19 protein-coding genes and 1 pseudogene are annotated in these 20,678 nt (G+C 71.6%); 13 read left to right on the forward strand and 7 right to left on the reverse strand.

The window, feature by feature from the left end; genetic code table 11:
- Positions 1-577: 577 nt before the first annotated feature.
- Positions 578-757: pseudogene (locus HNR57_RS37640) on the reverse strand (transposase); the annotation flags it as partial.
- Between the two features lie 515 nt (positions 758-1,272).
- On the opposite strand from HNR57_RS37640, the gene HNR57_RS37645 reads away from it, so the two are divergent.
- Entirely contained in the window at positions 1,273-2,517 is a 1,245-nt protein-coding gene (locus HNR57_RS37645) for a hypothetical protein (protein ID WP_184567683.1), read from the forward strand.
- A gap of 92 nt (positions 2,518-2,609) precedes the next feature.
- The gene (locus HNR57_RS37650; protein WP_184567685.1) at positions 2,610-2,876 is read left to right on the forward strand and encodes a hypothetical protein; all 267 of its coding nucleotides are present in this window, start codon (positions 2,610-2,612) and stop codon (positions 2,874-2,876) included.
- Positions 2,877-2,892: 16 nt separating this feature from the next.
- On the opposite strand, the gene HNR57_RS37655 is transcribed toward HNR57_RS37650, so the two are convergent.
- Positions 2,893-3,369, reverse strand: coding sequence for a MarR family winged helix-turn-helix transcriptional regulator (locus HNR57_RS37655; protein WP_184567693.1), 477 nt, complete (start codon positions 3,367-3,369; stop codon positions 2,893-2,895).
- Between the two features lie 98 nt (positions 3,370-3,467).
- Between HNR57_RS37655 and HNR57_RS37660 the strand changes: the two genes are divergently transcribed.
- The 8 genes from HNR57_RS37660 (at position 3,468) to HNR57_RS37695 (ending at position 13,681) form a co-directional block, all read left to right on the forward strand.
- Positions 3,468-3,854: an HGxxPAAW family protein gene (locus tag HNR57_RS37660; RefSeq protein WP_184567695.1), complete on the forward strand. Its 387-nt coding sequence runs from the start codon at positions 3,468-3,470 to the stop codon at positions 3,852-3,854.
- 399 nt (positions 3,855-4,253) lie between these two features.
- Positions 4,254-5,126 carry a DUF2797 domain-containing protein gene (locus HNR57_RS37665; RefSeq protein ID WP_184567697.1) on the forward strand — a complete coding sequence of 291 codons (873 nt, stop codon included), beginning with the start codon at positions 4,254-4,256 and terminating at the stop codon, positions 5,124-5,126.
- 107 nt (positions 5,127-5,233) lie between these two features.
- On the forward strand, positions 5,234-5,974 hold the full coding sequence (locus tag HNR57_RS37670; protein WP_033309794.1) for a response regulator transcription factor: 741 nt from the start codon (positions 5,234-5,236) through the stop codon (positions 5,972-5,974).
- Positions 5,971-7,584: a sensor histidine kinase gene (locus HNR57_RS37675; RefSeq protein ID WP_184567699.1), complete on the forward strand. Its 1,614-nt coding sequence runs from the start codon at positions 5,971-5,973 to the stop codon at positions 7,582-7,584. The genes HNR57_RS37670 and HNR57_RS37675 overlap by 4 nt, the downstream gene beginning before the upstream one ends.
- 14 nt (positions 7,585-7,598) lie before the next feature.
- A complete protein-coding gene (locus tag HNR57_RS37680; RefSeq protein ID WP_184567701.1) occupies positions 7,599-8,993 on the forward strand; it encodes a bifunctional glycosyltransferase family 2/GtrA family protein in 1,395 nt (464 codons plus the stop codon).
- Complete coding sequence (locus tag HNR57_RS37685) at positions 8,990-11,173, forward strand: glycosyltransferase family 39 protein (RefSeq protein WP_184567703.1); 2,184 nt, start codon at positions 8,990-8,992, stop codon at positions 11,171-11,173. The genes HNR57_RS37680 and HNR57_RS37685 overlap by 4 nt, the downstream gene beginning before the upstream one ends.
- 107 nt (positions 11,174-11,280) lie before the next feature.
- Complete coding sequence (locus HNR57_RS37690) at positions 11,281-12,777, forward strand: MFS transporter (RefSeq protein ID WP_184567705.1); 1,497 nt, start codon at positions 11,281-11,283, stop codon at positions 12,775-12,777.
- Positions 12,778-12,901: 124 nt separating this feature from the next.
- Positions 12,902-13,681, forward strand: coding sequence for a TetR/AcrR family transcriptional regulator (locus HNR57_RS37695; protein WP_184567707.1), 780 nt, complete (start codon positions 12,902-12,904; stop codon positions 13,679-13,681).
- A 1-nt stretch (position 13,682) separates the two neighbouring features.
- Here the strand turns inward: HNR57_RS37695 and HNR57_RS37700 are convergent, their stop codons facing one another.
- Both HNR57_RS37700 and HNR57_RS37705 read right to left on the reverse strand, forming a co-directional pair.
- On the reverse strand, positions 13,683-14,153 hold the full coding sequence (locus HNR57_RS37700) for a PPOX class F420-dependent oxidoreductase (RefSeq protein WP_033309789.1): 471 nt from the start codon (positions 14,151-14,153) through the stop codon (positions 13,683-13,685).
- A gap of 10 nt (positions 14,154-14,163) precedes the next feature.
- Positions 14,164-14,526 (reverse strand): STAS domain-containing protein, encoded by a 363-nt coding sequence (locus HNR57_RS37705; protein ID WP_376772335.1) that lies wholly within the window; start codon positions 14,524-14,526, stop codon positions 14,164-14,166.
- A gap of 207 nt (positions 14,527-14,733) precedes the next feature.
- Here HNR57_RS37705 and HNR57_RS37710 point away from each other — a divergent pair, with 207 nt between their 5' ends.
- Together HNR57_RS37710 and HNR57_RS37715 are read left to right on the forward strand one after the other, a co-directional pair.
- On the forward strand, positions 14,734-15,456 hold the full coding sequence (locus tag HNR57_RS37710; RefSeq protein WP_184567711.1) for an ANTAR domain-containing protein: 723 nt from the start codon (positions 14,734-14,736) through the stop codon (positions 15,454-15,456).
- A 57-nt stretch (positions 15,457-15,513) separates the two neighbouring features.
- Complete coding sequence (locus tag HNR57_RS37715; protein ID WP_184567713.1) at positions 15,514-16,215, forward strand: GAF and ANTAR domain-containing protein; 702 nt, start codon at positions 15,514-15,516, stop codon at positions 16,213-16,215.
- Here HNR57_RS37715 and HNR57_RS37720 read toward each other — a convergent pair.
- The 3 genes from HNR57_RS37720 to HNR57_RS37730 all read right to left on the reverse strand — a co-directional run bounded on the left by HNR57_RS37720 (position 16,198) and on the right by HNR57_RS37730 (position 20,142).
- Positions 16,198-17,019: a YceI family protein gene (locus HNR57_RS37720; protein ID WP_184567715.1), complete on the reverse strand. Its 822-nt coding sequence runs from the start codon at positions 17,017-17,019 to the stop codon at positions 16,198-16,200. The two genes, HNR57_RS37715 and HNR57_RS37720, sit on opposite strands and share 18 nt — an antisense overlap.
- Before the next feature lie 89 nt (positions 17,020-17,108).
- Complete coding sequence (locus HNR57_RS37725) at positions 17,109-19,556, reverse strand: MFS transporter (protein ID WP_486387916.1); 2,448 nt, start codon at positions 19,554-19,556, stop codon at positions 17,109-17,111.
- 97 nt (positions 19,557-19,653) lie between these two features.
- Complete coding sequence (locus HNR57_RS37730) at positions 19,654-20,142, reverse strand: MarR family winged helix-turn-helix transcriptional regulator (protein ID WP_184567719.1); 489 nt, start codon at positions 20,140-20,142, stop codon at positions 19,654-19,656.
- Between the two features lie 215 nt (positions 20,143-20,357).
- Between HNR57_RS37730 and HNR57_RS37735 the strand changes: the two genes are divergently transcribed.
- Complete coding sequence (locus tag HNR57_RS37735) at positions 20,358-20,555, forward strand: hypothetical protein (RefSeq protein WP_184567721.1); 198 nt, start codon at positions 20,358-20,360, stop codon at positions 20,553-20,555.
- The last annotated feature ends 123 nt before the right edge of the window (positions 20,556-20,678 follow it).

A 20,678-nucleotide genomic window follows, 5' to 3' on the forward strand; every position in this document is an offset into this window, starting at 1 on the left:
GGACATCGTCCCCATTCCCGGCACCAAGCGCATCACCTACCTGGAGGAGAACGCCGCCGCCGCCGACATCCACCTCGACGCCGACCAGCTCGCCGGCCTGGAGGCAGCCATGCCGCCCGGCGCCGCCGCCGGCCCGCGCTACCCCGAAGCCTTCATGGACCGCGTCAACAACTGACACCGCCCCTGGCCCAGGCGCCCAGCACCGCCCCTGGGTCAGGGCCAGGACAACCCTGAGCACCCGACGTTGAGCGCCTGGTCTTCCGGCTCGCCGCGTCGCATCATCAGCCAGGCGCCCGCCGCGCGCGGCCGAACCCGCCGACGGGCGGTGGCAGCCGTGGCGGGCCGCTCCCGGCCAAGGTGCCTGCGGGCACCGTGAGAATGGTCAGTCCCGCTGGGCTTCGAGGGACTTCGGCTGACCGGCCATGCGGGACTGGTGGCGGGTGATGTGCCTGGTCATGAGGGTGATCGCGGCCCAGGCGTTCGCTGGACTCGATGCCTTTACGGGACCTTTACGGGCGATGTGGACGCCGATGCGTTTGCCGCGTCGGGGATGTCGTACGCCTTGTCGGCGTGGCGCGGGCAGAGCCCGCCAGGCGCAGCCGCTTTCCAGGACGCAGACGATGGCCGCGAACACCGCCTCATCAGGGGGGTCCTGCGTCCCGCAGCCCTGCGGACGCACCCGCGACGGCGGTAACAGTGGGCGGACGAGATCCCACAGACTGTCCGGGGTGATCCGCCCCCGGTCGTTGCTCTCCACCCGGTCAACGCCCAACTCGCCACATAGGACACAGTCTTAGTTGGGTGTCAGTCATCACTCAGGTGGCTCGGTGGGAGCGGCTCTGCTGCGACCTGGGCGGACCCTTGGCTGTGGCGTAGAGCATCGCCTTGACGGCAGCGCTGACGGCAACGACGGCACACGCTCGCACGCGACCGCTGACCTGGGCGATCGGCATCAGAGGCTGTCGTCGTCCAGCACGACGCCCTGCCCGATCCTACGGATCAGAAGGTTGCCGGTTCGAATCCTGCCGAGTGCACACAGGTGAGAGGCCCCGGAGAGATCCGGGGCCTCTTGCGTTTCAGGGCGTACAGCTGCCGCCCACGCGTTGTCTCTCTGGGTCCTCACCCGACGCGCTCCTCGACCGTCAACCAACTCCACGGCGACTCGCGCCAGTTCGCACTACGATCACGTGGCCGCTGCTGAGCAGGACATCGCGAGGGGACACGGACGTGAGAAGGACAGAGGGCCACGGAGGCCGCCGGCGGGGTGGGGGCATGGCCGCGCTGGCTGTCGCCACGGTGCTGTTTCCGCTCGTCGCGGGGTGTGGCGGGGGCCATGACGACTCCGGCCCCGGCGCCAAGGGCTCCAAGGCGACGGCGGGACGGCAGGGCGGGAGCAAGGGCGCAGGCCAGGGCAGCGGGGCCTTCCCCGACAGGGGTGTGATCGTCACCGCCTCGTGTTCCGTGCCCGCGAGCAAGCCGGCCAGTGTGACGGTCACGGGCTGGGATCCGGCAACGTGGGAACGGACCGTCTCCCGGACCTTCACCGTACCGGCCGAGGCCGTGGTCGCGGGGGCCGACGATGTCGCCTCCCCGCTCGTGGAGCTGTGCGCCGACAATTTCCCCGGTGCCGGCACGTCCGAGGACGGGCCGCGCGCCGTCGCCGCCACCCGGCTGCGGCAACTCTTCGACGAGGACTTCTCCCGGATGGCCGTCGTCCTCATCGATCGAGAGACCGAGGCGACAGGGGTGGGCTACGTCGACACCAGCGGCAAGCTGACCAAGCTGTCCGGCGAACAGGGCGACGACTTCGGTGACACGCCGAAAGAGGAGAACGCCGTCTTCGCCCAGGACGGCAGTGCTGTCTGGTTCACCGAGACCGACTCCTCGGATCGTGTGCGGATCGCCAGCCGTTCCGTGGCGGGAGATCACGCGGTGACCGAACAGGCGGGCGGTGACGGCAATTACATGGACGGGGCCGGCCTTGCGCTCGCGGGTGACCCGGTGCGCGGGCTCTTCGGCAAGGAAGTCCGGATCAGTCCCAACGGGCGCAAGGCGACGGCCTTCATCACCTGGCAGGGCTACAACGTGGCCGACGTGCCACAGCGCAGTGCGCTGCTCAAGGCCGACGGTGTGAAGGCAACCGGTATTCCGTTCGACGCCGACTGCTACCCCTACGGCTGGGTCGACGACAGGACCGTGCTGTGCGGCCCCCGACTCGGGAAGGCCAAGGCCCCGGAGCGGAAGAACTCCTTCTGGACGCTGGACACTTCCCGGCTCGACGGCACGGCGGATCTCCCGAAGGGCGCCCTGGGCGGTCCGATCATCCCGGCGACGGATCGGAAGAACACCGTGCGGGCCATTTCGCGGAACGGCAAGCAGATGATCTTCGCCTCGCTCCAGGGCACCCGGCTCGATTTCTTCGTCTCCGCCATCGCTCCCGGCGCAACCCCGAAGAAGATCACTGCAGGGGGCGCGGACAGGGCGCTGGGCGTGGGGGACGTCCTGGAGTGGCGGTAAACGCCGACGCTCCTGACGTCTTCTACGTCGGTGGCGGTCCGCGTCGGGGAAGGGGACGCTGGAACAGGGGCAACGTGATGGAGAGGTACTCCATGGCTCAGTTCAGCCCAGACCACAAGGCGCGCACACCGTTCTTCTCCCGGCCCGCGGTCCGCCGCTTCGCACCTTTCGTTCTGGTCACCGCCGTCGCTCTGATCTTCATCTTCGAGAACCGCTCGGACGTCGAGATCCGCCTTCTCGTGCCGATCGTGACCATGCCGCTGTGGGGGGCGCTCCTGATCGCCTGGGGACTCGGTCTGCTCGCCTGTGTCTTCACCGTGCGCCGACGCGCGAGCCGGCACTCACGTCAGCCCAGGTAGCGACGGAGGCTCTGGTTCAGCCGGGGCGGCGGTGCTCTTCCAGGTAGTTGGCCGCCAGCGTGCTCGCGCGGGTGAACCAGTCGTGCAGGACCGCGATCTCGTCCGGGGAGTAGTCCGCGAAGAGGTGCGTGAGGCGGGCGTAGTACGGCTCGTAGACCTCTCGGACGCGGGCGACCGCGTCGGGCCGGGCCGCCACGCGGATGCGGCGGCGGTCCGTGGGGTCGGGGCGGCGGGTGATGTAGCCGGCGCGCTCCAGGCGGTTGAGGATGCCGGTGACCGCGCCGGTGGTGACGTGGACGCGGGCCGCGAGATCGCCTGCCGTGGGGAGGTTCTCACCGGCCTCGATCACATAGGCGAAGCAGGTGAGGTCGGTCACACTCAGGCCCACCTGCTGGGCGATCTCGTGCTGTCCGACCATGTGAGTCGCGATGAGCTGGTCCATCGCCGAGAGCGCCTGCTCCGGTGTGGCGGCCGGACGCGGCTTGGCTGGCATTCCCAGATCCCTTAGTTCGTGAGATGTTTGGGCCGTATAAGTCTTAGCAGATGAAGGGTTCGGCGGACAGGGAGCCCTTGGGCGCGAGGGAGTGACACGTGAGTGCACATCAGTATGACCACGGGCACACGGTCGCGGGGTGGGTCGGATGCGGCATCGCCAGCGTCGGGGCCGGAGTGGCGGGTCTGGGGGTCTGCACGGTCTCCGGTGTGCTGATCGCCGGTGGGCTGGCGATCGGGGTCGTGGCCCTGCTCGTCACGTGGGCTCTGCATCTCGCCGGGTGGGGGAAGGGACCGGGTCTGCGGCCCCGGGCGGAGTGGGGATGGCGGGTGCGGGACTCGGCCGCGCCGGGCGGGCACGGGGAGTGCCTGGCGTGCCGGCTGGCCGGGCGGGGGCGCGGCGCGCGTGCGGTGGTGCCGGTCATGCCGGCGCAGCGCGAGGGCGAGCCGGAGACCGTCGCCGCCGGGGCCGACTCCGTGCGTTGAGGCCGCTCCTGACCGGCCGCCCCCCGTGGTCGCCGGCTCTGCGCGGCAGAGGCCGTACCGCACCGGCCGCCCCCGTGGTCGCCACTCCGTGCGGTGAGGCCGTACCTCACCGTCCGCCCCCGTGGTCGCCGGCTCTGCGCGCTGAGGCCGCTCCTCACCGGACGCCCTCCCGTGGTCGCCGGCTCTGCGCGGCAGAGGCCGTACCGCACCGGCCGCCCCCGTGGTCGCCACTCCGTGCGGTGAGGCCGTACCTCACCGTCCGCCCCCGTGGTCGCCGGCTCTGCGCGCTGAGGCCGCTCCTCACCGGACGCCCTCCCGTGGTCGCCGGCTCTGCGCGGCAGAGGCCGTACCGCACCGGCCGCCCCGCGTTGTCAGTGGTGCCCCCTACTCTCGGCAGGGATGGCACAGGCATGGAAGTGCTCGGGGCTGCGGTGGTCGGCGGACGGCCCCGTGCTGGTGTGGGACGGCGGGCGGCGCAGTGCGCTGACCTGGGGGAAACGCGTGGCCTTCGGGGTCGTCGAGGGGGGCGTGCGTACCTGCGTGGGGGCGAGGGGGCATGCGTGCCCGGTCGGGGCCGTCGTGCCGGGGCGCAGTACGGGGGCCCGGTGCGAGGAGTGTGCGCGGCTGGACCGGGCCCACTCCGTGGCGGCGGACACCATCGCCGACGATCCCCGGCCGTACCGCGTCTATCTGGCGTGGTTCGGGCCCGGCATGGTCAAGGCCGGGATCACGGCGCGGGCGCGGGATTCCGCTCGGCTGCTGGAGCAGGGGGCCGTCTGCTTCAGCTGGCTCGGCGTCGGGCCGCTCATGGCCGCGCGGCGCACGGAGGAGCTGCTGCGGGCCGCCCTGCGGGTGCCCGACCGGATCCCGTACGCCGAGAAGCGGGCGGTCCGGGCCGCGCTGCCGGAGGCCGCCGCCGACCGGGCCCGTGAGGTGGCCGAGCTGCACGAGCGGGCGGTCGCACTCCCCGCGTGGCCCGAGTCGCTGGCGCGGGAGCCGCTGCGGGTCGTCGATCACGTGGGGGTGTTCGGGCTCGGGGACCTGCCCGTCGCCGTCGGGCAGGTGAGCGAGCTCGTCGCCGGGGGTGTGGTCGGCGGGGAGCTGGTCGCGGCCGCCGGGCCCGATCTGCACCTGGCCACCGGGGGCGGGGTGGTCGTGCTGGACACGCGGTTGATGACCGGATGGGGGCTGGTGCCTGTCACGGCGGGAGAACTGACCGTGCCGACCAGGCAGTTCAAGGAGACGCCGGGCGTGCAGGACGGGTTGTTCTGATCTGACCGGCGCTTCCCAGGCATTGCCTGAGAAGCGCCTGTGTGTTTCTCAGAGAAATCACAGGTTGGCGAAAGCGTGTTCTCAGAGCCCCCCGACATCGTGTTCACATGACCACGACCTCGCCCCAGGGGCGCACCGAACTGCTCAGGCCGGACGGGAGCCCCGTCCGCGTGCTGGTGGTGGACGACGAGATGTCGATCACCGAGCTGCTGTCCATGGCACTGCGCTACGAGGGATGGCAGATCCGGAGTGCCGGTGACGGCACGGGCGCGATACAAGCCGCCCGCGACTTCCGGCCCGACGCCGTCGTCCTCGACATGATGCTGCCCGACATGGACGGCCTGGCGGTGCTCGGGCGGCTGCGCCGGGAACTGCCGGACGTGCCGGTGCTCTTCCTCACCGCCAAGGACGCCGTCGAGGACCGGATCGCCGGGCTGACGGCGGGCGGGGACGACTACGTCACCAAGCCGTTCAGCCTGGAGGAGGTCGTCGCGCGGCTGCGGGGGCTGATACGCCGCTCCGGTGCCGCCGACCGGCGCTCGGAATCCGTGCTGGTCGTCGGCGACCTCACCCTCGACGAGGACAGCCACGAGGTGACCCGGGCCGGGGACGGCATCCACCTGACCGCGACCGAGTTCGAGCTGCTGCGGTTCCTGATGCGCAATCCGCGACGCGTGCTCAGCAAGGCGCAGATCCTCGACCGCGTGTGGTCGTACGACTTCGGCGGCCAGGCCAATGTCGTCGAGCTCTACATCTCCTATCTCCGGCGGAAGATCGACGCCGGGCGCGAGCCGATGATCCACACACGGCGCGGTGCCGGGTACCTGATCAAGCCCGCCGCGTCATGAGCGGACGGCGGCGGCCGGGTACGCCGCAGCGGGCGGGCAGGCGGTGGGCAGGCAAGCCGCGCACGCTGCGCACACGGCTCGTCGTCGCGTCCGTGGTGCTGATCGCCGTGGTGTGTGCGGTGATCGGCACGGTGACGACACTGGCGTTGCGGTCACATCTGTACGAGCAGTTGGACGGGCAGCTCGGCGTGGCCGCGGTCCGGGCCGCCCAGAGCCCGCCCAGGGATCCCGGCCAGGACATGAACGGCGGCTCCGGCACGCCCGGGCAGAAGAAGGAGAGCCTCACCGACTTCGTCACCCGGGGACCGCAGCCGGGCGGCACGGTCGCCGCCAAGATCGAGGGCGGCCGGATCACCGAGTCCGCGTACGGCGTGTCCGAGGACAACCAGCCGATGAGCGCGCGCTCGCTGAACTCAGCCCAGACCGACGCGCTCACTTCCGTGCCGCAGGCCGAGGGGACGGTGCGAACCGTCGACCTGCCGGGCCTCGGCGAGTACCGGGTCACCTACAAGAGCGGCGACAAGGGCAGCTACTACGTCGCCATCCCCACCACGGATGTCACCAACACCGTCAACACCCTCATCCTGGTCGAGGTCAGCGTCACGGCAGCCGGTCTGGCCGCCGCGGGGCTGGCCGGTTCCGTCCTCATCGGCGTGGCCACCCGCCCCTTGCGCCGCGTCGCCGCCACCGCCACCCGGGTCTCCGAACTGCCCCTGCACACGGGCGAGGTGAACCTCAGCGAGCGGGTCCCGGACTCCGAGACCGACCCGCACACCGAGGTCGGCCGGGTCGGTGCCGCGCTCAACCGGATGCTGGACCACGTCCACGGGGCGCTGCACGCACGGCAGCAGAGCGAGACGCGCGTCCGGCAGTTCGTCGCCGACGCCAGTCACGAGCTGCGCACCCCCCTCGCCTCCATCCGCGGGTACGCCGAACTCACCCGGCGCGGCAGGGAGCAGGTCGGACCGGACACCCGGCACGCGCTGGGCCGGATCGAGTCCGAGGCCGGCCGGATGACCCTCCTCGTGGAGGATCTGCTCCTGCTCGCCCGGCTCGACGCGGGACGGCCGCTCCAGTTCGAGCAGACCGACCTCGTCCCGCTCGTCGTGGACACCGTCAGCGACGCCCGGGCAGCCGGCCAGGACCACAACTGGCGCCTCGACCTGCCCGACGAGCCCGCGCTCGTGTCGGCGGACGCGGCCCGGCTGCAACAGGTCCTCGTCAACCTGCTCGGCAACGCGCGCAGCCACACGCCACCCGGTACGACCGTCACCGCCCGCGTCCAGCGGCGCGGACCCTGGCTGTGCGTGGACGTCGAGGACGACGGGCAGGGCATCCCGGCCGAGTTGCTGCCGCACGTCTTCGAACGGTTCGCGCGCGGTGACTCCGCGCGTTCCCGCGCCCACGGCTCGACCGGCCTCGGCCTCGCCATCGTGCAGGCCGTGGCGAGCGCGCACGGCGGTGCCGTGACCGTCGACAGCGTGCCCGGGCGGACCGTGTTCACGGTGCGCCTGCCCGCGCTGCCGCCCGAGCCGCAGCCGGACATGAGCCGGCAGTCGCACTCACAGGCACGCCACAGCGTCACCACATGGGCACAACAGGACGCCTGACGAAAGTCGGTTCCATGCGAACCGACACTTCTCCCGGCACCCTGCCGGCGCGGGAGCACCTCCCGGCCGCACCAGCCGGTACGCCTGTCCTGGACGTAGTGATCCCCGTCCACAACGAGGAGAAGGACCTCCAGCCGTGCGTCCGCAGACTGCACGAGCACCTCGACCGGACGTTTCCCTACGCGTTCCGCATCACGATCGCCGACAATGCCTCCACGGACACCACCCCGCAGGTGGCGCGGCAACTGGCGGCGCAGATCCCCGAGGTGACCACCTTTCGCCTGGAGCAGAAGGGGCGCGGCCGAGCCCTGCGGGCCGTCTGGTCCGCCTCGAACGCCCCGGTGCTCGCCTACATGGACGTGGACCTGTCCACCGACCTCAACGCCCTGCTCCCGCTGGTGGCACCGCTGATCTCCGGCCACTCCGACCTCGCCATCGGCTCCCGGCTGACGCGCAGTTCCCGGGTGGTGCGCGGCCCCAAGCGGGAGTTCATCAGCCGCGCCTACAACCTCGTCCTGCGCGGCTCGCTCCAGGCGCGGTTCTCGGACGCCCAGTGCGGCTTCAAGGCGATCCGTCGGGACGTGGCCCAGGTGCTGCTGCCGCTCGTCGAGGACACCGGCTGGTTCTTCGACACCGAGATGCTGGTGCTCGCCGAGCGCGCCGGGCTGCGGATCCACGAGGTGCCGGTCGACTGGGTCGACGACCCCGACTCGACCGTGCACATCGTCAGGACCGCGACCGACGACCTCAAGGGCGTGTGGCGGGTCGGCAGGGCCCTGGCCACCGGCTCGCTGCCGCTGGACCGGCTCACCCGGCCGTTCGGCGACGACCCGCGCGACCGTGACATCGAGGACGTGCCGAAGGGACTCGCCCGGCAGCTCGTCGGATTCTGCGTGGTCGGGGCCCTGTCCACCCTCTTCTACCTGCTGCTCTACAGCGGCTTCCGGGTGTTCACCGGCTCCCAGACCGCCAACGCCCTCGCCCTGCTGGTCTCGGCGGTCGCCAACACCGCGGCCAACCGGCGGCTCACCTTCGGGGTGCGCGGGCGGGGCGGGGCCGTACGGCACCAGGCGCAGGGTCTGGTGGTCTTCGGTATCGGACTCGCCCTGACCAGCGGTTCGCTCGCGGCACTGAACGCGGCGACCTCCGAGCCCGCCCACTCCACCGAACTGGCCGTCCTCATCGCGGCCAACCTCGCGGCCACCGTGCTGCGCTTCCTGCTCTTCCGGGCGTGGGTGTTCCCGGACCGGCGCGAGGACGACCCGGCGCGTGCCGTCGCCCCTTCCTCCTCGTCCTCGTACGACACCACCCCCTTCCGCGCCGGTGACGTCGCGGACTCCTGGCGGGACGCCACCGTGCAGCTGCTGCCGGTGCGCCCGCACGACACCGATGCGAGGGACCTCCGATGACCGTCCGCTACGACCAGCCGGCCACCGGCAGAGACACGAGCCCCGGCACCTGGACGCGACCCCCGGACGCCGCGCCGGCTCCGCGCGCCGGTGCCCCCGGCCGGTCCTTCCCGCAGCGGCTGTGGCGCGGCCGGCCCGAGGACCCCCGCTGGGCCCGCCCGGCCTTCCTCGCCCTGCTGCTGGCGACGGCCGTGCTCTACCTGTACAACCTGAGCGCCTCCGGCTACGCCAACTCCTTCTACTCGGCGGCCGTTCAGGCGGGCAGTCAGTCCTGGAAGGCGTTCTTCTTCGGCTCGCTCGACGCGGCGAACGCCATCACCGTCGACAAGCCCCCGGCCGCGCTGTGGCCGATGGCCCTCTCCGTGCGGCTCTTCGGCCTCGGCTCCTGGGCGATCCTCGTGCCCGAGGTCCTCATGGGCGTCGGCACGGTGGCCGTCGTGTACGCGGCCGTGCGCCGCCGGTTCAGCCCCGCGGCCGGGCTGATCGCGGGCGCCGTGCTGGCGCTCACCCCCGTCACGGCGCTGATGTTCCGCTTCAACAACCCCGACGCGATGCTGGCGCTGCTGATGGCGGCGGCCTGCTACCTCGTCATCCGCGCACTGGAGGACGGCCGTACGAAGTGGCTGCTGTGGGCCGGTGCCGCGATCGGCTTCGCCTTCCTCGCCAAGACCCTCCAGGCCTTCCTGATCCTGCCCCCGCTCGCCCTCGTGTACGGCGTGTGCGCCCCGGTGACGGTGAGGAAGCGGATCGGCCAGCTCGCCGCGGGGCTCGCCGCGATCGTCGTCTCCGGCGGCTGGTGGGTCGCGATCGTCGAACTCTGGCCCGCCTCCTCCCGCCCGTACATCGGCGGCTCGCAGAACAACAGCTTCCTCGAACTGACCTTCGGCTACAACGGCCTGGGCCGCCTCAACGGCGACGAGACCGGCAGTGTCGGAGGCGGCGGCGGGGGCGGCAACGGCGGCGGCGCCTGGGGCGAGACCGGCTGGGACCGGATGTTTAGCTCGTCCGTCGGCGGCCAGATCTCCTGGCTGATCCCGGCCGCGCTGATCCTGCTCGTCGCGGGCCTGGTCGCTACGCTCCCCCACTCTCGACTTCGCTCGAGCGGGGGGACCCCCATGGCCCGCCGGACCTCGGCGACCCGCGGCGCGTTCCTGGTGTGGGGCGGCGCGCTGCTCACGACCATGCTCGTCTTCAGCTACATGCAGGGCATCTTCCACGAGTACTACACGGTCGCCCTCGCCCCCTACATCGCCCCGCTGACCGGGATGGGCGCGGCCCTGCTCTGGGAGAAGCGGGACAAGGCGTGGGCGTCGCTGACCCTGGCCGCCGCGATGACGGCGACCGCGGCCTGGGGGTACGTCCTGCTCAACCGCTCCTCCGACTACCTGCCCTGGCTCAAGTGGCTCGTCCTGGCCGGCGGTCTGACGGCGGCCCTCGGGCTGATCTTCGCCGGCCGACTGGGACGCCGGCTGGCCCTGGGAGCGGCCGGGCTGGGCCTCGTCGCCGCGCTGGCCGGTCCGGCGGCGTACACCCTCACCACGGTGAACGAGGGGCACACCGGCTCGATCGTCACGGCGGGCCCGGCGGTCGCGGGCGGCCGCGGCGGACCGGGCGGTGGCGGCGGCCCCGGCGGAGGCGGCTTCCCGGGCGGCGGCCCGAACCAGCAGGGTCCGAACCAGAACGCCCAAGGCCGGCAGGGCAACGGCTTCCCCGGCGGCGGCCCGAACCAGCAGGGCCAGGGCCAGAACCAGCAGAACGGTGACGGCGGCCGTATGGGCGGCATGGGCGCAGGCGGCGGCGTCGGCGGCCTGCTCAACGGCGCCAGCGTCAGCACCGAGGCCCAGACGCTGCTGGAGACCGACGCCGACCGGTACACCTGGGCAGCGGCGGCCATCGGCGCCCAGAACGCGGCGAGTTACCAGCTGTCCACCGGCGACCCGGTGATGGCCATCGGCGGCTTCAACGGCACGGATCCGTCCCCGACCCTGGCCCAGTTCAAGAAGTACGTGGCGGACGGAGAGATCCACTACTTCATCGCCTCCGGCGGCATGGGCGGCGGCATGGGCGGCAGCAGCAACGGGACCTCCTCCCAGATCACCTCCTGGGTCGAGGCCAACTTCAAGAAGGTCACGGCCGGTTCGGCCACGTTCTACGACCTCACCCAGAAGGCGAGCAGCTGACACGTCCCTGACCGGGCGAAGGGCGGTGGCCGGAAGCCACCGCCCTTCGCCGTCCCCGCCCGGAACTCTGTTGTACGCCGTATAAGAACTGTTCTACGGTGTACGGCATGACGACGTCCCCCCAGGAAACGGCCGCGCCGCAGACGGCCCACGGAAGCCACCCGCAACGCTGGCTGATCCTCGGTGTCATCTGCCTCGCGCAGCTCACCGTGCTGCTCGACAACACGATCCTGAACGTGGCCATCCCCTCGCTCACCCGCGAGATGGACGCGACGACCGCCGACGTCCAGTGGATGATGAACGCCTACGCACTGGTGCAGTCCGGCCTCCTGCTCACAGCGGGCAACGCCGCCGACCGCTACGGCCGCAAGCTGCTGCTGATGTCGGGCCTGGCGATCTTCGGCGTGGGCTCGCTGGCGGCCGGGCTCTCCCAGAGCCCGGGCCAGCTGATCGCGGCCCGCGCCGGCATGGGCGTCGGCGGCGCGCTGCTGATGACCACGATCCTCGCGGTCGTCGTGCAGATCTTCGACGACCAGGAGCGGGTGAAGGCCATCGCGCTGTGGTCGACGGTCAGTTCGCTCGGCTTCGCGGCCGGACCGCTGATCGGCGGCGTGATGCTGAACCACTTCTGGTGGGGCGCGATCTTCCTCATCAACATCCCGGTCGCGCTGCTCGGCCTGGTCGCGGTCGCCGCGCTGGTGCCGGAGTCGAAGCACCAGGCCGGTGACCGGCCCGACCTGCTCGGCGCGGTGCTCTCGACCATCGGTATGACGGCCGTCGTCTACGCGATCATCACCGGGCCCGAGCACGGCTGGACCTCCGCGCAGGTGCTGGTCTCCGCCGTGACCGGCGCGGCCGTGCTCGCCCTGTTCGTGCTGTGGGAGCTGCGCACCGAGCACCCGATGCTCGACATGCACTTCTTCCGCAACCAGAAGTTCGTGGGCGCGGTCGCGGGCGCGATCCTCGTGGCGTTCGGCATGACGGGGTCGCTGTTCCTGCTCACGCAGCACCTGCAGTTCGTCCTCGGCTACGAGCCGCTGGACGCCGGGCTGCGGACGGCGCCGCTGGCGCTGACCGTCGTCGCGCTCAACTTCACGGGGGTCGGGGCGAAGCTGGTCCTCAAGGCCGGCACACCGGCGGCGATCGCGCTGGGCATGACCCTGGTGGCAGCCGGGCTCGCGGCGATCGCGCTGCTCGGAGGACACGGGTACGAGGGCACGCTGCTCGGGCTGGTCGTGATGGGCGCGGGTGTGGCGCTGTCCATGCCGGCGATGGCCAACGCGATCATGGGCGCGATACCGCCGGAGAAGGCGGGTGTGGGAGCGGGGATCAACGGGACGCTCGCGGAGTTCGGCAACGGGCTGGGCGTCGCCGTCCTCGGTGCCGTGCTCAACTCCCGGTTCGCGTCGCTGGTCGCCGTGTCCGCGACGTCGCTGCCGGCGGCGCTGGCGGCGGCCGACAGTGCCGAGGAGAAGGCGCGCATCTCCGACGCGTTCGCCTCCGGGCTGGAGACGAGTCAGTTGGTGGGGGCGGTTGCGGTGCTGGCCGGTGGACTGGTCGCGGCGGCGTTGCTTCGACGTGCTGAGCGGGCAGAGTCCGCCTAGGAGCTCGGGGCTGGTCGTAGCGCGCGGGTGTGGGTCCGTCGTGGTTGATCGCGCCGTTCCCCGCGCCCCTGAAAAGACGGCGCGTCTAGCATGAGCGGCGTTGGAAGATCGAGGAAGGTGCGCCATGGCGAAAGCCGCCCGGCAGGATCAGCCGCGGTCCAGTGTCTGGCTGGAGGGCACGGCGCACCGGCGGCGTGGCGGGGGGCAGCCCTCGGGGCTGGACCGGGACCGGATCATCGAGGTCACCGTGCGGCTGCTGGACGCCGAAGGCCTGGCCAAGTTCTCCATGCGGCGGCTGGCCGGCGAGCTGAACGTCACCGCGATGTCCGTCTACTGGTACGTCGACACGAAGGACGACCTGCTAGAACTCGCCCTGGACGAGGTCATGGGCGGGATGCGGCTGCCCGATCCGGACGCCGGTGAGGACTGGCGGGACCAGGTGCGTGCGCTCGCCCGGGAGTACCGGACCCTGCTCGTGCGGCACCCCTGGGTGTCCGCGCTGGTCGGGGTCTTCCTCAACATCGGCCCCAACAGCCTGGCGTTCTCCCGGGTCGTCCAGCGCGTCGTCCGCAGGACCGGACTGCCCGCGAAACGCATGACGAGCACGATCTCGGCCGTCTTCCAGTTCGTCTACGGCTACGGCACCCTGGAGGGCCACCTCGCCTCCCGGGCCACGGCCGGCGGCATGAGCGTCGACGAGTACTTCCAGCAGGCACTGAGCGCCGTGACCGCCGCCCCGCAGGCCGCCGACGTCCTGAAGGAGTCGCGGGAGATCATGGCGGCCCGTGGCGGCGACACGGTCGCCGAGATGCTGGAGCGCGACTTCGAGTTCGCGCTGGAGCTGCTGATCGCGGGCATCGAGGCGATAGTCACCCGCGAGCGGGAAGCCGAAGCAGAGGGCTGACCTACTCCCCTTCGACCAGCCGCGCCGGGAACCCGCCGGTCGCCACCGGCCCCCACCGCTCCGGCGTGATCCGGATGATCGACTTGCCCTGCTTGAGCATCGCCGCGCGGTACTCGTCCCAGTCGGGGTGCTCCCCGGCGATGTTCCGGTAGTACTCGACGAGCGGCTCGACGGAGTCGGGGGCGTCGACGACCTCGGCCGTGCCGTCGATCTGCACCCAGGGGCCGTTCCAGTCGTCGCTGAGCACGAGCAGGCTCACGCGGGGGTCCCGCTTGGCGTTGCGGGTCTTGGCGCGCTCCGGGTAGGTGGAGACCACGATCCGGCCGGAGTCGTCGACACCGCAGGTCAGCGGGGAGCCCTGGGGGCCGCCGTCGGCCCTGCGGGTGAGCAGGATCGCGTGGTGCCGCGGGCGTACGAAGTCGAGCAACTCGTCCAGGGAGACGCGGGTGTTCGTCGCGATGTTCGGTGCCATGTGCGGCAGCCTACGACGCCAGGGCTTCGGCGAGGTCGTCGTACACGGGGACGTCCCGGCGCAGGCCGGTCAGCTCCAGGACGCGGCCCGTGACCCCCTCCGGCCGGGCCACGAGACGCACCACGGCGCCGGGCGGCAGCCGGTGCCGTACGTCGTTGACGAGGCGGACGCCCTGGGAGTCCATGAAGGAGGTCGTCCTCAGGTCGAGGACGAGGACCTCCAGCCGGTCACCCTGGGCCCCGGCCGCGGACAGGACGAGCGGCAGCAGCTCCGCCGCATTGCAGAAGTCGATCTCGGCGGGCATCGTGAGGTGGACGCGACCTGGGAGATCGCGCGGTTCTGTGGGATTCGTGAAGAAGGTCACGGCACTCACCTGGCAGACGTTCGTCCGGTTTCCGGTAAGGCCGCTTCCTGACCCGTGGCGCCATTCCACCATGCTGGGGCCCGGTGGTGGAAGCGCCCCTCAGCGGCGTCGGCCGGGCGTCACTTGACGGCAACCGAACGGTTAGAGTGCTGTCCGTCCTGTGCTCGCAGTCGGGAATGTGCTGCGGAGCTCTCCTGCGCACGGCCATGGCCGTGCATGCCGAAGAGGTTCGTGGTGGCTGCGTCCGAGTTTCCTGATTTGCCCCGTTTTCCGGCTGGCGTCGAGCTGGCCGAGGCCCTCACGGTGGCTTCTCAGCAGCTGCACGAAACCCTCACACCCCACAGCGCCCTGCGCACGGCGGTCGGGCTGGCGGTGCACCTCATGCCGGGCGCCGAGCACGCCGGCATCTCCGTGATCGAGCGCGGCGACAAGCTCCGCACCCTCGCCTGGACCGACGAGGTCGTGCGCTCCGCCGAGTCCCGGCACACCGGCCGCGAGCAGCACGGGCTGTGGGACCAGTTGTGGAACAGCCCGGTGGCGCACATAACGGACAGCGAGGCGGACGACGGCTGGGACGTGCTCGCGGCGCTGGGCCTGCGCTCCGCGCTGTCGCTGCGGCTGCGCGCCGACCGCCGCCGGCTGACCGTGCTGACGGCATACGCGCGTAAGCCGGGCGCCTTCGACGAGGAGGCCACGCGTGTCGGCCGGCTGTTCAGCGCGCACGTCAGCATCGCCCTGGACTCGGCGACCGTGCGCGAGCAGCTCACCGAGGCCATGCACACCCGGGACCTGATCGGACAGGCCACCGGCATCCTCATGGAACGCCAGGGCATCGACGCGGCCGCGGCCTTCGAGAGCCTGGTGCGGGCCTCCCAGCGGGAGAACGTGAAACTGCGCGACCTCGCCCGCCGGATCGTGGGTGCGCACAACACCCCCTGAGGTGAGGTGGATTACGCAGGGGGCGTGTCCGGCCGGTGACGGGATACCCGTACGGTCATGAGCTCCGAAGCGTCCGACACGCTGGACCAGGCGATGGTGCGCAGCAGCGGTCTCGACACCCTGCTGCGCGATCTGACCGACCGCGCGGTGCAGGAGGTGCCCGGCGCGGACGCGTGCAGCATCACCGTGCGCCGCGCCGGCCGGCTGCTCACCCTGGCCGGCAGCGACGGCATGCCCAGCGGCCTGGACCTGCGCCAGTACGAGAACGGCTCGGGGCCGTGCGTCGACGCGGCCGAGACCGGCGAGGAGCAGTACGGCCCGGATCTCGCCGCTGAGTCCCGCTGGCCGTCGTACACGCGGTACGCGCTCTCCACGGGCGTCCGCTGCGTGCTGGCGGTGCCGGTCGCCGTCGAGGACGAGAGCGGCGCCGCGCTCAACTTCTACGGGCTGCGGGCCGGAGCGCTGGACACGGGCCGGGACGCGGCCCGTGCCTTCGCGGCCCGGGCCGGGGACGCGATCGACGTGGCGCTGCGGATCGAGCGCCGGCGCCAGTCGGCGGCCGATGTGCGCACCGCGCTGCTCTCCCGCAGCGTCATCGACCAGGCGGTCGGCATCCTGATGGCCCGGGAGCGGATCGACGCGCGGATCGCGCTGGAGCGGCTGCGCCGGGTCTCGCAGGACCGGAACATCAAGCTCCGGGACCTGTGCGGCCAGTTGGTGGCGCGGGTGTCCGCCCCGGACTCACGCCGCCGGAAGTGACTCGCCCTGCACGGCCTGGACGTCCAGCTCCACCTTCAGGGTCGTGCCGACGGCGGCGATGCCGGCCTGCAGGACCTGGTTGTAGTTCATCGCGAAGTCCTCGCGGCGCAGTTCGGTCGTCGCGCGGAACGCGGCCCGGGTACCGCCCCACGGGTCCGGACCCGTGCCGAGGTAGGCCAGATCCAGGTCCACGGGCCGTACGACCCCGTGCATGCCCAGCTCGCCGTGGACGGTCCACCGGTCGGACCCGGCCGCCGTCAGACCCGTCGACCGGAAGGTGATCTCCGGGAACCGCTCGACGTCCAGGAAGTCCGGCGACTTCAGGTGCCCGTCGCGCATGCCGTTGCCGGTGTCGATCGACGCGGCCCGGATCAGCGCCTCCACGCGCGACGTGGTGACGTCGTCCGGGGCGATCTCGATCGAGCCGGAGAACTCCGTGAAGCGGCCGTGCACGCTGGAGATGCCCAGGTGCTGGGCGACGGCGGCCACGCTGGAGTGCACCGGGTCGATCGTCCACGGCCCGGGCGGCGGCAGCTCGGTGCCGCCCTGGCGCGCCAGCGTCACGGTGCCGACCTCGGCCCGTCCGCTCGCGGTCACGATCACGCTGGAGGCCGCGGGCGCATAGCCCACCGCCGTGACGATGACGGTGTACGCCCCCGCTTCCATCGGCGTCGCGTCCCGCACGGCGCCCTCCGCGTCGGCCTCGGCCCGCAGCACCTGCGCTCCGGTCATGTCCGCCACCGTGACGACCGCGTGCGACACGGCCCATCCGTCCCGGGTGCGGATCCTCGCGGTCAGTCCCATCTCAACTGCTCCTCAGAAAGAAACCGGCCCGCGACAGGGGGCGCACCTCCGCTCAGAGCGCGCCCGCCTGTCACGGGCCGGGGTCCGTACTACTCGCCGGGGTGGGCGAGTTCGATGTCGTGGGCGTCGGTGCCGGCGCCCGTGACCGTCAGGGCGGTGGCCACCGGCGGGTAGCCCGTGGCGATGACCGTGTACTCGCCGCCGTCCAGGTCGGTGAAGGCGTACGCCCCGTCCGATCCGGTCGTGGCCGAGCCGACGACGTTGCCCGCCTGATCGACCAGCGTCACCCGGGCGTCGGCCAGCGGCCCGTGCGGGGCGCGCACGACACCCTGGACGCGGGCGCCCGCGTCCAGGTCGATCTCGACCCGGGTGACCCCGGCGCCGCCCACCTCGACGGGCAGGGCGCGCGGCCGGTACCCGGCGGCGTTCACCGCGACGGTCACCGCCCCCGGCACCAGCTCGGCGAAGGAGAACTCGCCCTGCTCACCCGTGGTCCCGTTGGCCAGCAGGTCCCCGCGCACATCCGTCACGATGACCATGGCGTCCTTGACCGGCTGCCCGCCGTCGGCGGCCCGCACCAGGCCGGTCAGCCCGCTGGTGCCGTTGAGCAGGATGTCGTAGGCGACCGGCTCGCCGTTCACCACGACCGTGGACGCCTGCGGCTGGAAGCCGTCGGCCGAGGCGATCAGCACGTACGAACCCGAGCCCGGGGCGTCCACCGCGTACGAGCCGTCGGCCTGCGCCACCGACCGGCCCAGCTGACGCCCGGCCGGCGAGATCAGCGTGACGGCGGCCTGCGGCACGGGCGCGGACTCGTTCCCGCGGACGAAGCCACGGACCGGGACACCGCCCCCACCGGACGCGGACTCCTCGGCGCGGGCCACGGTCGCGACGGCTGCGAGCCGCTGCGTCCCCTCGGGCCCGGCCTCGGCGTCGGCCACGGCCCAGCTCGGCACGGCCTTCTCCCCTTCGGCAGCCGCGGCGGCCTCAGCCGGAGCGACAGCGGGCGTCTCCGCGTCGGCGGCCTGCGCCAGCCCGCCCTTCGTCTTCAACGGGACCTCCTTGATGAACAGCGACACCAGCAGCGCGAGCAGCGCCAGCGGGGCCGAGTAGAGGAACACGTCCGCGACACCGTGGCCGTAGGCGCTCTCCACGACGGTGCGGATCGGCGCGGGCATCGAGCTCAGGTCGGGGATGTTGCCCTCGCCCGTGCCGGCGTGGCCGAGGGCCGCGCCCTTCGGGCCGAGGCCGGCCAGGCCGTCCTTGACGTAGTCGGTGATCCGGGTGGCCAGGACCGCGCCAAGCGCGGAGACGCCCATCGCACCGCCGAGGGACCGGAAGAACGTCACCGTGGAGCTGGCCGCGCCCAGGTCGGAGGGCGCCACCTGGTTCTGCGTGCACAGCACCAGGTTCTGCATCATCATGCCGATGCCGAGACCCAGCAGCGCCATGAAGATCGCTATGTGCCAGTACTCGGTGTCGTAGCGGATCGTGCCCAGCAGGCCCAGGCCCGCGGTCACCAGCACACCGCCGGCGACCAGCCAGCCCTTCCAGCGCCCGGTCCGGGTGATGACCTGGCCCGAGACGGTGGAGGAGATGAACAGACCAGCGATCATCGGGATCGTCATGACGCCGGACATCGTCGGCGACTTGTCACGGGCCAGCTGGAAGTACTGGCTGAAGAAGACGGTCCCCGCGAACATCGCGATACCGACGAACAGCGAGGCCAGCGAGGCCAGCGCGATGGTGCGGTTGCGGAACAGCCGCAGCGGGATGATCGGTTCGCTCGCCTTCGCCTCGACGAGGACGAACAGCGCCAGCAGCACCAGCGAACCGCCGACCATCGCGTACGTCTGCCAGGACACCCAGTCGTACTTGTCACCGGCGAAGGTGACCCAGACCAGCAGCAGGCACACCGCGGCGGTGATCAGGAACGCGCCGCCCCAGTCGACCTTGACCTTCCGCTTGACCACGGGCAGGTGCAGGGTCTTCTGCAGCACGATCAGCGCGATCACGGCGAAGGGCACGCCGACGTAGAAGCACCAGCGCCAGCCGAGCCAGTCGGTGTCGGTGATGACACCGCCGACCAGCGGGCCGCCGACCATGGCGGTGGCGAAGGTGGCGCCGAGGTAGCCGTTGTAGCGGCCTCGCTCACGCGGCGAGATCATCGCCGCCATGATGATCTGGGCCAGCGCGGACAGACCGCCCATGCCGATGCCCTGGACCGCGCGGAAGGTGATCAGCATGCCCGGGTTCTGGGACATGCCGGCCGCCGCCGATCCCAGCACGAAGACGACCAGTGCGAACTGGATCAGCAGCTTCTTGGAGAACAGGTCGGCGAGCTTGCCCCACAGCGGGGTGGACGCGGTCATCGTCAGCAGGGACGCGGTCACGACCCAGGTGTAGGCGCTCTGGCCGCCGCCGAGGTCGCTGATGATCCGGGGCAGGGCGTTGGAGACGATCGTCGACGACAGGATCGCGACGAACATGCCGAGCAGGAGGCCGGTGAGGGCCTCCATGATCTGCCGGTGCGTCATCGGAGCGCCGTCGCCGGAGGAGCCGTGGGAGCCTCCCCCGTGCTTGGCATGAGCCCGCACACCGGCTGGTGTGGTCGTTGCCATGGGCTTCCTTCTCTTACGTGCTTGCGGGTGTACGGGTGGTCCGGTCGAAAGCGGCCGGTGCGGCCCGGGCCCCGGGCCGGCAGGCGAAGCTCTCCCTCAGCCGCGCCATGAGGCTGGTGAGCCGGCTGACGTCCTCGTCGGTCCAGTCGCTCAGGCGTTCGGCGAGGACCTCGGTGGTCCGCCGGGACAGCTCGTCGAGCTGTGTGTGGCCGGCGGGGGTGAGGCGCAGGATGCGTGAGCGTTTGTCCGCCGGGTCGGGGGAGCGCTCGATCCAGCCCCGGGCCACGACGTGCGCGACGTGGCGGCTGGTGACCGACATGTCCACCGCCAGCAGCTCGGCGAGCTTGCTCATGCGCATGTCGCCGTGGCGTCCCAGCAGCGTCAGGACGGCCGCCGACCCGCCGGGGCACTCGGCGGGCATGATCCGGCCGAGCTCCCGCTTCACGGCGCCGAAGGCGCTGAACTGGCGGACCAGCTCTTCGTACTGCGCCTGTTCGGCCATGACACCTCCCGCTTTCGTTGCTTAGGGCAACCGTAAGAGCTGTTGGTTGCTGCAGGCAAATAAAAGAGGGCGGTGCGGAATAAAAAGTTGGCAAAGGCAAGTATTGCGGGAGTAAACGTGCTGCTGACGAGCCTGGCGGTACGGGTCGGTCGGGACCAAACGGAATCCCAACCCCCACTTGGGGAGCCCCGGCGTTTTCGCTAGGGTCTCGGGCCATGGCTAACAACCAGGCCCCGCAGGGCAATCACGACCCCGCCGGCAGCACCCAGATGTTCCGCGCGTTCGTCGACGAGGCCCCGCAGGGCCGTCAGGCGGCGGCCTCGTCCAGCGGCGGGCCGCGCATCGGTCTCATCCTCGGCGTCGTGGTCGCCGTGGCGGTCATCGCGGCGGTGGCCTGGCTGGCGCTGGCGTAATTCCTACGGCGGTCTCTGACCGGCATCTGGTTCTGCAAGCTCTCGGCTTCGCTCGGGCAGGGGCCCCCACGCCCAGCGGCACGATTGCCCGCAGCTGGGGCAGAGCGCGCCCGCACCCGCCGT

Origin of the sequence: Streptomyces paradoxus (assembly GCF_014202475.1) — a bacterium.
In the GTDB taxonomy this organism is placed as follows: domain Bacteria; phylum Actinomycetota; class Actinomycetes; order Streptomycetales; family Streptomycetaceae; genus Streptomyces; species Streptomyces paradoxus.

Bases quoted from the DNA above. Each gene is read 5' to 3' on its own strand.
- HNR57_RS37645 (WP_184567683.1), top strand. From the start codon at position 1,273: ATGGCCGCGCTGGCTGTCGCCACGGTGCTGTTTCCGCTCGTCGCGGGG.
- HNR57_RS37650 (WP_184567685.1), top strand. From the start codon at position 2,610: ATGGCTCAGTTCAGCCCAGACCACAAGGCGCGCACACCGTTCTTCTCC.
- HNR57_RS37655 (WP_184567693.1), bottom strand. From the start codon at position 3,369: ATGCCAGCCAAGCCGCGTCCGGCCGCCACACCGGAGCAGGCGCTCTCG.
- HNR57_RS37665 (WP_184567697.1), top strand. From the start codon at position 4,254: ATGGCACAGGCATGGAAGTGCTCGGGGCTGCGGTGGTCGGCGGACGGC.
- HNR57_RS37670 (WP_033309794.1), top strand. From the start codon at position 5,234: ATGACCACGACCTCGCCCCAGGGGCGCACCGAACTGCTCAGGCCGGAC.
- HNR57_RS37675 (WP_184567699.1), top strand. From the start codon at position 5,971: ATGAGCGGACGGCGGCGGCCGGGTACGCCGCAGCGGGCGGGCAGGCGG.
- HNR57_RS37680 (WP_184567701.1), top strand. From the start codon at position 7,599: ATGCGAACCGACACTTCTCCCGGCACCCTGCCGGCGCGGGAGCACCTC.
- HNR57_RS37685 (WP_184567703.1), top strand. From the start codon at position 8,990: ATGACCGTCCGCTACGACCAGCCGGCCACCGGCAGAGACACGAGCCCC.
- HNR57_RS37690 (WP_184567705.1), top strand. From the start codon at position 11,281: ATGACGACGTCCCCCCAGGAAACGGCCGCGCCGCAGACGGCCCACGGA.
- HNR57_RS37695 (WP_184567707.1), top strand. From the start codon at position 12,902: ATGGCGAAAGCCGCCCGGCAGGATCAGCCGCGGTCCAGTGTCTGGCTG.
- HNR57_RS37700 (WP_033309789.1), bottom strand. From the start codon at position 14,153: ATGGCACCGAACATCGCGACGAACACCCGCGTCTCCCTGGACGAGTTG.
- HNR57_RS37710 (WP_184567711.1), top strand. From the start codon at position 14,734: ATGCCGAAGAGGTTCGTGGTGGCTGCGTCCGAGTTTCCTGATTTGCCC.
- HNR57_RS37715 (WP_184567713.1), top strand. From the start codon at position 15,514: ATGAGCTCCGAAGCGTCCGACACGCTGGACCAGGCGATGGTGCGCAGC.
- HNR57_RS37720 (WP_184567715.1), bottom strand. From the start codon at position 17,019: ATGGGACTGACCGCGAGGATCCGCACCCGGGACGGATGGGCCGTGTCG.
- HNR57_RS37725 (WP_486387916.1), bottom strand. From the start codon at position 19,556: ATGACGCACCGGCAGATCATGGAGGCCCTCACCGGCCTCCTGCTCGGC.
- HNR57_RS37730 (WP_184567719.1), bottom strand. From the start codon at position 20,142: ATGGCCGAACAGGCGCAGTACGAAGAGCTGGTCCGCCAGTTCAGCGCC.
- HNR57_RS37735 (WP_184567721.1), top strand. From the start codon at position 20,358: ATGGCTAACAACCAGGCCCCGCAGGGCAATCACGACCCCGCCGGCAGC.